The sequence below is a fragment of the Alcaligenes sp. genome, assembly GCF_050255915.1.
In the GTDB taxonomy this organism is placed as follows: Bacteria; Pseudomonadota; Gammaproteobacteria; order Burkholderiales; family Burkholderiaceae_B; genus Alcaligenes; species Alcaligenes aquatilis.
In genome coordinates, this window is the sequence record NZ_JBFWIQ010000002.1 from 283,315 (window position 1) to 294,522 (window position 11,208).

At 58.1% G+C, this 11,208-nt stretch carries 6 protein-coding genes; 1 reads left to right on the forward strand and 5 read right to left on the reverse strand.

Annotation, left to right across the window (positions count from 1 at the left end; genetic code table 11):
- Positions 1 to 80: 80 nt before the first annotated feature.
- Positions 81 to 2,687, reverse strand: a complete 2,607-nt coding sequence (locus AB7E06_RS03525; RefSeq protein WP_427955128.1) for a DNA topoisomerase III — start codon at positions 2,685 to 2,687, stop codon at positions 81 to 83.
- Positions 2,688 to 2,800: 113 nt separating this feature from the next.
- Here AB7E06_RS03525 and AB7E06_RS03530 point away from each other — a divergent pair, with 113 nt between their 5' ends.
- A complete protein-coding gene (locus AB7E06_RS03530) occupies positions 2,801 to 5,416 on the forward strand; it encodes a GDYXXLXY domain-containing protein (protein ID WP_427955131.1) in 2,616 nt (871 codons plus the stop codon).
- Between the two features lie 247 nt (positions 5,417 to 5,663).
- Here the strand turns inward: AB7E06_RS03530 and AB7E06_RS03535 are convergent, their stop codons facing one another.
- From AB7E06_RS03535 to AB7E06_RS03550, 4 genes are all read right to left on the reverse strand, one after another.
- Entirely contained in the window at positions 5,664 to 6,122 is a 459-nt protein-coding gene (locus tag AB7E06_RS03535; RefSeq protein WP_042484796.1) for a DUF494 family protein, read from the reverse strand.
- 431 nt (positions 6,123 to 6,553) lie between these two features.
- On the reverse strand, positions 6,554 to 7,447 hold the full coding sequence (gene gluQRS, locus AB7E06_RS03540; protein ID WP_427955134.1) for a tRNA glutamyl-Q(34) synthetase GluQRS: 894 nt from the start codon (positions 7,445 to 7,447) through the stop codon (positions 6,554 to 6,556).
- A gap of 110 nt (positions 7,448 to 7,557) precedes the next feature.
- A complete protein-coding gene (locus tag AB7E06_RS03545; protein WP_427955137.1) occupies positions 7,558 to 9,570 on the reverse strand; it encodes an acetyl/propionyl/methylcrotonyl-CoA carboxylase subunit alpha in 2,013 nt (670 codons plus the stop codon).
- A 14-nt stretch (positions 9,571 to 9,584) separates the two neighbouring features.
- Entirely contained in the window at positions 9,585 to 11,192 is a 1,608-nt protein-coding gene (locus AB7E06_RS03550; RefSeq protein ID WP_094195235.1) for a carboxyl transferase domain-containing protein, read from the reverse strand.
- Positions 11,193 to 11,208 lie beyond the last annotated feature (16 nt).

An 11,208-nucleotide genomic window follows, 5' to 3' on the forward strand; every position in this document is an offset into this window, starting at 1 on the left:
CTTGTCAGGCGATATGGCGTTGTATAAAAAAATGGCCCCCCAAAAAAGGGAGGCCATTTCTTCCAACTAAGCCGAGCTTTTTACTCTGCCTTGCTGGCCGTCTTTTTAGCAGTCGTTTTCTTGGCTGCCGTCTTCTTGGCCGCTGTTTTCTTCACTGCCGTTTTCTTTGCTGCTGTTTTTTTAGCCGCCGCTTTAGTCGCCGTTTTCTTGGCGGCGGACTTGCGGCCTGGCTTCTCTGGACGAGGCTCGAACTCAAAGCCGATCTTGCCGTCGGCCTGACGCACCAGGAAGGCTTTGAACTTGCGGTTGGTGCGCGAGGACACGAAACCATCCAGCAAGTCTGTCTTGCCCTCACCCAGCAACTTGGCCATCTGCTCGCGGGTAATTTCCTGCTGCAAAATCACCTTGCCGCTACGGAAGTCGCAGCTCTTGGATGGGCCAACGGACTTTTCGCACAAGTAACGCAAGCCATGCTCAAAGACGGAGGACTGGCACTTGGGGCAGGGACCGACCGGGGTCTGGCCGCTGAAATCCAGGGTTTCGTCATCATCGTCGTCGTTCTGGCCGAAGTCGAACTCCAGCTTGTACTCGTCGGTGATGCGCAACAATGCCGCAAAGGGGCGACCCATTTTGCTGATGAAACCAGGCAGAGGGCCCAGTTCCTTCTTGGCCAGCAGCTCTTCGACTTCCGGCAGTTCAAAGGTGCGACCGCCGGGGTGTTTGCCAATCGAAAAATCGCAAGCCGTGCAGGCATAACGACGGTAATTTTCTTTGACCACACCGCCACATTTAGGGCATGGCGTCTGCAAGGTTGCGTAGTCGCCAGGAACAGTGTCGCGTTCGTACTCTTTCGCACGTTTGACGATCACTTGCGTCATTTGCGCGATTTCACGCATGAATACGTCGCGGTCCAACTGACGTTGCTCGATCTGCTTGAGCTGGTGCTCCCACTCGCCTGTCAGTTCGGGCGAAGTCAGTTCGCTAACGCCCAGACCGGACAACAAAGTCATCAGTTGACGTGCCTTGGCGCTAGGCACCAGTTCGCGGCCTTCACGGCGCAGATAGGCTTCGTTCAGCAGACCTTCAATAATGGCGGCACGAGTGGCTGGTGTACCCAGACCGCGCTCGGACATGGCTTCGCGCAAGGCTTCATCGTCGACGAGCTTGCCCGCGCTTTCCATGGCCGACAGCAAGGTCGCTTCCGTAAAGCGTGCAGGCGGCTTGGTGGCCAGTGCCTTGGTGTTCACATCTTCAGTGCGGACCTTCTCGCCATCGGCAACGGGTACCAGGGACGCGTCTTCGCCTTGGGCATCACGGCCATAAATAGCCAGCCAGCCCGGTTTGACCAGCACTTTGCCTTCCGTCTTGAAATGGTGTCCCGACACCTGCGTGATACGTGTGGTGACGCGGAACTCTGCGGTCGGAAAGAACACGGCCAGGAAGCGACGGCTGATCAGCTCGTAAATCTTGTGTTCGGCATCGCTCAGCTCCCGGGGTACCTGCAAGGTGGGGATGATGGCAAAGTGATCCGACACCTTTTTGTTGTCGAAGATCCGACGGTTGGGCTTGACCCATTTTTGTTCGACCACTTCCTGCGCAAACGGCTGCACCGAAGCACTGGCAGGCGTGCCGCTGTCAGCCAGCGCACGCATGGTTTCTTGCACCGTGCTTATATAGTCTTCGGGCAAATAGCGCGAATCCGTACGGGGGTAGGTCAGCGCCTTGTGACGTTCGTACAGCGTCTGGGCCAAGGACAAGGTGGTCTTGGCCGAGAAGCCAAAGCGCGAGTTAGCCTCGCGTTGCAGCGAGGTCAAATCAAACAAGGCGGGCGACATCTGCGTGCTGGGCTTGGATTCCTCGGTGACCACACCGGGCTGCTCGCGGCAGGCAGCCACAATGGTCTGGGCGGCAGCCTGGGACCACAGACGCGAGTCTTTCTTCTCGGGGTCGTGTTCGTCCTTGGTGAATTTGGGGTCAAACCAGCGGCCGGTGTACAGGCCGGCAGCGGCGATAAAGTCCGCGTGTACTTCCCAGTAGTCGCGTGATACGAACTGGCGAATGCGGTTCTCGCGCTCGTTCACGATGGCCAGCGTGGGGGTTTGCACACGGCCCACGGGAGTTTTGAAAAAGCCGCCGTCCTTGCTGTTGAAGGCGGTCATGGCACGAGTGCCATTAATGCCCACCAGCCAGTCAGCCTCGGCACGCGAACGGGCCGCTGCTTCCAGCGGTTTCATGTCCTCATCATCACGCAGGTTTTCAAAGGCTTCACGAATCGCCGATTGTGTCATCGAACGTAACCAAAGCCGTTGCACCGGCTTTTTCGTTCCGGCGTATTGCATAATGTAGCGAAAAATCAGCTCACCCTCGCGCCCTGCGTCACAGGCATTAATAACAGCAGTGACATCTTTTCGTTTGATGAGCTTGACTAGCAGTTTCAAGCGTTCAGTCGATTTTTTGTCTGTTGGGTTGAGCTCAAACTGAGGGGGTATAACAGGTAGATGTGTGAAGCTCCACTTGCCGCGAACCGGATCATTAGGGGCTACCAGGCCCAGCAGATGGCCGATGCTGGAGGCCAGCACATAGCGATCGCTTTCAAAATAATCACCTTCTCGAGTGAAACCGCCCAATGCCCGCGAGATATCTACGGCGACTGAAGGTTTCTCGGCAATGATTAGTGTTTTATCCATATGATTCCAGTGACAGCAACTGCGCTGCAATGCGCGAAATGATACGAGGTGCTTATCCCTCTATGCAAGTTATGAGACCTGACAAGACTAACGTATGGCCAACTGACTGGCGAGTGTTTCTGACAAAACTGGCCTGGGGTTTGGCCGTTTTGCTGCTTGCCAGTGGTCTGGTGACCTGGATTGCGGCCAATTGGGAAAACTGGGGGCATGCCGCCAAATTTGCCCTGGCTCAAGGTGCCGTGCTGATTTCAGCAGGACTGGCCTTGCTGTTTCGCCGACGTTCCGGTGGCTGGGGACATGATCTGGGAGTGCCTGCTGCTTTGACCGGCCTGGCCGCCGTGGCCACGGGCGGTTTGCTGGCACTGATTGGCCAGACTTATCAGACTGGCGCAGACCCTTGGCAGCTTTTCGCATTGTGGACTGTGCTGATCATACCTTGGGTATTCACCGTGCGCAGTGTCTTTCTGTCCGTGCTGTGGCTGGTACTGATCAATACGGCCTTCTACCTATGGATAGATGTGGCCCGTCTGGACTGGTTTGGGCGCAGCTACACCACGCAGACCTTGCTGGCTCTGGCCGTCAATGCGCTGCTGTTGCTGGCAGCCGAAACCATCTGGCGTGCGCGTCATGACCCGTGGCGCATCGTGCCGCGTGTAGCAGCGATTGCGGTGGGCTTTTTCATCGGTGCCCAGGTCATGGAAGGCAACTTCCTGCTCGGTCTTGCCTTGTTCCTGGCGTTGTACGGTGTTTATCGCTACCGTCGCCCGGATTTGCTGATCATGTCCTTGGCCTCGTTCGGCGCGTATGGTTCCTTGAGCATGCTGATTATCGAGTATGCAGGCGATGCGTTTCTACTGATCGTGGTGGTGATTGTGGGCCTGGGTCTGGGCTTGCTGCGCTTCCTGCAGCAACAGGTTGTCCATTGGCGACGGACTCATGGTAGCGAGGCGCTGGCTGTTAAAGATGATGTGGTGTCAGATGTCACCTTGGGGACGGCCTTGGCAACGGGTGCAGCAGCGACCAACGCCACGACCAAGACAAATGCTGGAACCGAAGCGGCCGCAACTCAAGCATCAGTAAACGCAGCAATGGCAAGCAGTCCTGCCGCCTCAACAGCACAGATCCTGGCCAACGCACAGTTTAGTGTTCACGCTGACGCTCAGGACAGTGACGAGCATCACCCCTGGTATCTGCGCGTGATCAAGCTGTTCCTATACCTGCTGTTACCACTGATTATTCTGCTGTACCTGGCTGTTTCTCTGGACTTGAGTCTGGAAGCGCTGGGTGTACTGGGCGGCATCATGGCTCTGGTGTCACCCGTACTGTTTGCCAAGGCTCAGACGGTCTCCAGCCGGGATCTGGTCGGCGGCTGGGTTGCGTGCGCGGTGCTCTTGCTTAGCGTGCCGCTTGTGGACATGCGTTACCCCTGGCCACATGAAGTCAGCGCCATGATAGCCGTCGTGATCAGCACCTTGCTGTACAGGCTGGCCAAAGGACAGTTCGTATTGCGCATGTTGCTGGTGATTTGGGCACTGGCCGCGATCGAGTTTCTGGTGATCGAGCGTCTGTTTGATCGCTGGACCATGATGCCTTATTGGGTGCTGGAAATGCCCGCTGCATTCATGTTCTTTGCTGCCTTGTTGTTAGGACATCTTTATTTGCGTGGTGAGCGCAAGCCGCATTTCTGGCTGCCCTTGTTCTGGTCTTTGCTGCTTGCTTCCCAGATTCATCTTGTTTTGGCGGGCACGCTGTTTTATTCCATGCCCTTCTGGGACGAGTCGCGGCCTTACCTGACCGTGGCTGGCTTTTTGCTGGCGATGGCTCCTTTGGCGATACTGGCGTTTTATTGGCGCGGCTGGCGTGACCAGCCTCTGGTCTATGGCATTGCCTTGCTGGGTCTGACAGCCTTGTGCGCGGTCTGGACACCCTATCCGCCGGTGGCTCTGGCTTTGAGCTGGATTCTGGTGGCTTATGCCTGGCGCTATCTCAGCTTGTTGGCCGTGGCCGTGGCAATGGGCCTGTTCTGCCTTTGGCGTCTGTATTACATCCTGAACATCAGTCTGCTGGACAAGGCCGAACTCTTGCTGGCAACGGGCGTAGGCTGCTTGGTGTTTGCGTATCTGGGTCAGCTAGGTCGCAATAAAGTGGTGGCCGACGCGCCGGTGCAGGCGGCTCCCAAAGGCATTCTTGCCAGCGTTTTGTTGGGGACGGTGCTGGTGCTGGGTGTGGCCAACGTCGCTATCGTGCAAAAAGAACGTATCTTGAGCGATGGTCAGACGGTGTTGCTGGAGCTGGCTCCGGTGGATCCCCGTTCGCTGATGCAGGGCGACTATATGTCCTTGAACTTTGCCCTGTCGCAGAACTTGTCTGCCCTGTCCTGGGGCTTGCCCAAGGATGCGCTTGCCAAGATGGACGCTCAGCAGTGGGTGGTTGTGGCGGTGCAGCTGGATGAGAACAAGGTGGCGCAGCTCAAGGGTGTTTATCTGGAGCAGGACGGCCAGGAGCGCCTGTGGAGCGAAGAAGGCCCTGTGGCTGAACCTTCCGATGTGATGCGCTTGCGCATGCGCCGTCACCGCAGTAACTGGACGCCTGGAACAGATGCCTGGTTCTTTGCGGAAGGCTCGGCAGATCGCTTCGATGCCGCCCGCTACGGCGAGTTTGCCGTGGTCGAGGATGGTCAGAGCCTGTTGCGCGCGATGCTGGACAAGGACAGGAAGGAAATCAAGTGAGCCTGATCGGATCAGTTGCGCTCAATAGCCTATAGTCGGATTGCCCCTATCTAATAAAGACAATCCGGCTTTCTTGAGTGTCTGCCTTATCCACAAAGAAGGTTAAACACCGTCCAAGCGACAGCAAGACCCATCAAAAAGGCCCGAATCCGATGAAGTGTCGGAGTCGGGCCTTGGTTTTTTGTGTGGAAGGACCCTCTTTATCGGGGCCGTTTCTTGAACAAAAAATAGGTTCCTGTGTATCAGCTTAGTGGGACTGACGGGTGGAGTCGTCGCTGAGCAGCTCTTCAAAGATCAGATGATCGATTTCGGCTTCGTGGCTCCACAAAACCATCAGGGCGACAATTTTTATTTTGTCCAACGAGACCGGGCTTTCGTCCACTGTCATGGCGCTTTCAATCAGAATTTCGCGCAGGTGGGCGGTAAGAGCGCCGGAATTTTGCAAAAAGGTGATGAAACCCATCGCGTCAGCGCCCAGCACATTCTGTTCGTGCTCAGAAAAAATACGCTGACTGTTGGGACTGAGTTGAGCGGTAGGCTGACACTGTTGCGAGGTCTCGCCCAGTGCATGTAGCCAGCCCAGTGCGTCGTTGATGTCCTCGTCTTCAAAGCCAATAGCGGCCAATTTGTGGGCCAGAACCTCCGCCTTGGGACAGGACTGGGGGTTGTAATACGTCTCGAAAAGATAAACCAGGATATCAAACATGGGTATAAGGTTGCCGTCCTAAGTGATTAAAAAAACTGCGTGAATTCGGTAACCAGTGACCAAACTTTACGCTGATTTGCGGTAGGGGGCAAATGGGGGGTTCAGGGCTTGGGTGGGTTCTGCCGTGAGCGGTGAGGCCGATTTTTACCGGGTTTTGCTCTGGCAGACGCCCTGTGCGGCGGGGCGTCTTTATGATTGAAACATAAATCGATTGTTCGGGCAGAAACTGTCGTTTATTTGAAACCTAATAAGCTGGCACAGAGAGCCGACGGAGGGGCACACTGGTTGGCAGCAGGCAGCAGGCAGCAGGCAGCAGGCAGCAGGCAGCAGGCAGCAGGCAGCAGGCAGCAGGCAGCAGGCAGCAGGCAACAGGCAACAGGCAGCAAGGAATCAGCGCTCAGAATCCAGTGTGCTGCATGGATACCTGGATTTTAGCTAAGCGATAAGGGGAAGCGCCGTGCCCAGGCGCTGGTGGCCTGGCTCCAGAACTCGTCCAGAGTGTTGGCAACCAGGGGAGCAAAGCCCAGAAAGGCCCAGACTCGTTGCAGCGTTTCCATTGGATGGTCCAGATCAAAGGCCGGGGCATGGTTCTGTTTGGAAAGCTTGCGGCCTTGCTCATCGCAGGCCAGCGGTACGTGCAGGGTACGCGGGAGCGGCAGGCCCAGGATTTTTTGCAATACCCGCTGGCGGGCCGTGGAACTGAGCAAGTCTGCGCCACGCACGACATCGGTGATCTGGCTGTCCGCATCATCAATGGCCACCACAAACTGGTATGCCCAGAGTTTGTCGGCGCGTTTAAGAATGTAGTCCCCTACTTCTTTGGCTACGTCCTGCTGTTGCGGCCCGGCCCAGCGATCCGTGAAGTGTTCCATCCCTTCCGGTACGCGTAGCCGCCAGGCTCGTACGGCGCGATCTGCCGGGATGCCGTGGCGGCAGGTGCCTGCATAGGGATATTCATGCGAATCCGGGGCAAGCGGCATGGAGGCGGCCAGAATCTCCTGACGGGTGCAGGTGCAGCCGTAGACCAGATCCCGCTCGCGCAGGCCGTCAAACACGTCCTGATAGCGAGCCAGCCGCTGGCTTTGCCATAGAACTTCGCCATCCCAGTGCATGCCCAGGCCCCGCAGTTGCTGCATGATGATCTGGTCTGCCCCGGCGACCACGCGTGGCGTGTCTATATCTTCAATGCGTAGCAACCAGCGCCCGTTCTGGGCGCGTGCATCCAGGTAGCTGGCCATGGCCGCAACCAGTGAACCCTCGTGCAAGGGACCACTGGGACTAGGCGCAAAGCGACCACAGTAGGGGGTAAGAAGCTGGGCGGTCATGAGTCGTTCTTAACGGCAAGAGCCCCTGGAAGGGGGCTCTTGGTAATGCGACTTTACGCCTATTTTTCTAGCCCGGCAATGCGTTTTGTGCGGGCTGGAAAGAAGAGGTTTTAGCTCTCCATGGTGACCAGCTCTGCGCCTTCGGGCACTTGATCGCCCACCGCAAAGAACAGTTCGGCCACGGTGCCATCGGCAGGTGCCTGAATGGAGTGCTCCATTTTCATGGCTTCCATGACCAGCAGCACATCGCCCTGCTTGACACTGTCACCTGCAGCCACATTCAGGGCAATAATCTTGCCCGGCATGGGAGCGGTCAGGTGGCCACCGTGCGCTTCCTGGCCGCTGGTACTGGCGCTGGCCAGGGTGTCGACCACGGCCAGGGTCCAGTCCGAACCGGCCTGGGCCACTTGCAGATGGTCGCCATCTTGCAGCACCTGGGCACGGTATTCGACCTGATCCAGCCACAGGCGTACGGTCAAGGTCTGGGCTAGACCCGCCGTTGCCTCGGCTTGCCAGCGCAGCGCGTGTTGAGCTTCGCCCAGCGTGATCTGCCACTGGTTTTCACGACGTTGCAGCAGCACGTCGTGGGCTTGTTCACCCAGTTGCAAGGCTACTTTCTGATCGTAGTCCCCACTGAGGCGCCAGCCGTCATGTACGGCCCACGGGTCGGAGTTGGGAGCTTGCCCGCTCAGACCCTGGTGAGTCAGTACGGCGCAGGCGGCAAAGGCCAGCACAGAAGCCGGAACGTCCTGATTGCTGGGGAACAGCGCATCGTGACGGCGTGGGATCAGGCCCGTATCCAGATCGGCCTGGGCAAAGGCGTCATCGCCCAGCAGACGTTGCAGGAAGGTCTTGTTGGTGTGAACACCGGCCACCTGAGTGTCCGCCAGCGTGCGAATCAGGCGACGACGAGCCTGTTCACGATCAGCACCATGAGTGATGACCTTGGCGATCATGGGGTCGTAGAAGGGGCTGATGACGCTGCCTTCACGCACACCGCTGTCGATACGCACCTCACCGGAGGTGAAGGACGCATGGGCGGGGTACTGCAAGCTGCGCAGCGTACCGATGGACGGCAGAAAGTCCTTATCAGGATTCTCTGCGTAAATGCGAACTTCAATGGCGTGGCCATTAATGCTCAGCTCGTCCTGTTTGGCCGGCAAAGGCTGGCCATCGGCCACACGCAGTTGCCATTCCACCAAGTCGTGGCCAGTAATCAGTTCGGTGACGGGGTGCTCCACTTGCAGACGGGTATTCATTTCCATGAAGTAGAAACGTCCGTCCTGTTCGGCAATGAATTCCACCGTGCCTGCGCCCACATAGTTCACGGCGCGGGCCGCTGCAATGGCGGCTTCGCCCATGGCCTGGCGACGCTCGGGCGTCATGCCGGGGGCGGGAGCTTCTTCAATCACTTTCTGGTGACGGCGCTGTACCGAGCAATCGCGCTCGAACAGGTACACGTACTCACCATGTTGGTCACCAAAGACCTGGATTTCGATATGGCGTGGTTTGGTGATATAGCGTTCGATCAGCACGCGGTCGTCGCTAAAGCTGCTTGCGGCTTCGCGCTGGCAAGAGCGCAAGGCTTCCAGGAACGCGCCGGACTCTTCCACAATACGCATGCCCTTGCCGCCACCGCCAGCACTGGCCTTGATCAGCACGGGGTAGCCGATCTGGTCGGCTTGCTGGTGCAGAAAGTCGGGGTCCTGGTTGTCGCCGTGGTAACCGGGCACCAAAGGCACACCGGCTTTTTCCATCAGGGATTTGGCGGCGGATTTGCTGCCCATAGCCGCAATGGCTTGAGCGGGTGGGCCTACAAAAATAATGCCGGCTTCTTCACAAGCGCGAGCAAAGTGCTCGTTCTCGGACAGAAAACCATAACCAGGGTGGATGGCATTGGCACCAGTGGCACGGGCCGCTTCCAGAATGGCGTCGATCTTCAAGTAACTGTCGCGTGGCTCGGGGCCACCGATGCGCACGGCTTGATCACAAGCACGTACGTGCTGGGCGTCCGCGTCCGCGTCGGAGTAAACCGCAACGGTACGCAGCCCCAGGCTGCGGGCAGTGGCGGCCACCCGGCAGGCAATTTCACCGCGATTGGCTATCAGCAGGGTCTGAAACACAGTGTCTCCTTGTCTTACATGCGGAACACGCCAAAGCGGGTGTCTTCAATAGGGGCGTTCAAGGCGGCGGACAAACCCAGGGCCAAAACGCGCCGGGTGTCCGAAGGCTGGATGATGCCGTCATCCCACAAACGCGCGGTGGCGTAGTAGGGGTGGCCTTCATGTTCGTATTGTTCGCGGATTGGGGCTTTGAAGGCTTCCTCGTCCTCGGCACTCCAGGTCTGGCCACGGGCTTCCAGGCCATCACGGCGCACGGTCGCCAGCACGCTGGCAGCTTGCTCACCACCCATGACCGAGATACGAGCATTGGGCCAGAGAAACAGCAGGCGCGGGCTGAATGCGCGGCCACACATGCCGTAGTTACCGGCACCGAAAGAGCCGCCCAGAATCACGGTGAACTTGGGTACGGCAGCCGTGGATACGGCGGTGACCAGTTTGGCGCCGTGGCGGGCAATCCCTTCGTTTTCGTATTTGCGGCCCACCATGAAGCCGGTGATGTTTTGCAGGAACACCAGGGGCGTCTTGCGCTGGCAGCACAGTTCAATGAAGTGGGCGCCTTTTTGAGCCGCTTCCGAGAACAGAATGCCGTTGTTAGCGATGATGCCCACGGGCATGCCGTGAATATGGGCAAAGCCGGTCACCAGCGTGGTGCCAAAGCGGGCTTTGAATTCATCAAAATCGGAGTCATCCACAATGCGGGCGATCACTTCGCGCACATCGTAGGGCTTGCGGGTATCGGCGGGGATGATGCCGTTCAACTCTTGCGGGTCGTAACGTGGCTCGCGTACTTCTTTCAGCGGCCAGGGCAGTTTTTTCTCGCGGTTCAGGCGGCCGACGCAGCGGCGTGCCAATTCCAGCGCATGCAGATCGTTCTCGGCCAGATGGTCGGCCACGCCGGACAGACGGGTGTGCACATCGCCACCGCCCAAGTCTTCGGCGCTGACTTCTTCACCTGTTGCGGCTTTCACTAGTGGCGGGCCACCCAGGAAGATGGTGCCCTGGTCGCGCACGATGATGGACTCATCGCTCATGGCCGGAACGTAGGCACCGCCAGCGGTACACGAACCCATCACCACGGCGATCTGTGCAATCCCCTGGGCCGACATATTGGCCTGGTTGTAGAAGATGCGGCCAAAGTGGTCCCGGTCCGGGAAGACGTCTTCCTGGTTGGGCAGGTTGGCCCCGCCCGAGTCCACCAGGTATACGCAAGGCAGATTGTTCTGCTGGGCAATTTCCTGGGCACGCAAATGCTTTTTAACAGTCAGCGGATAGTAGGTACCGCCTTTGACCGTGGCGTCGTTGCAGACCACCACGCATTCAATGCCCGCAATGCGGCCAATGCCCGTGATGATGCCCGCGCCGGGAGACTCGTTGTTATAGACGTCCTGGGCAGCCAGAGGCGAGAGTTCCAGAAAGGGAGTACCGGGATCAAGCAGCCGTTCGACGCGCTCGCGGGGCAGCAGTTTGCCGCGACCCACATGGCGTTGCCGGGAGGATTCAGACCCGCCCAAAGCGGTTTTCTGTAGCTTTTGGCGCAGATCAAGGATCAGGGCCTGCATGATCGAGGCGTTGTCCTGAAAGTCTTGGGAACGCGGATTGATGCGGGATTCAATAACTGACATGGCGTGCCTGGAAAGA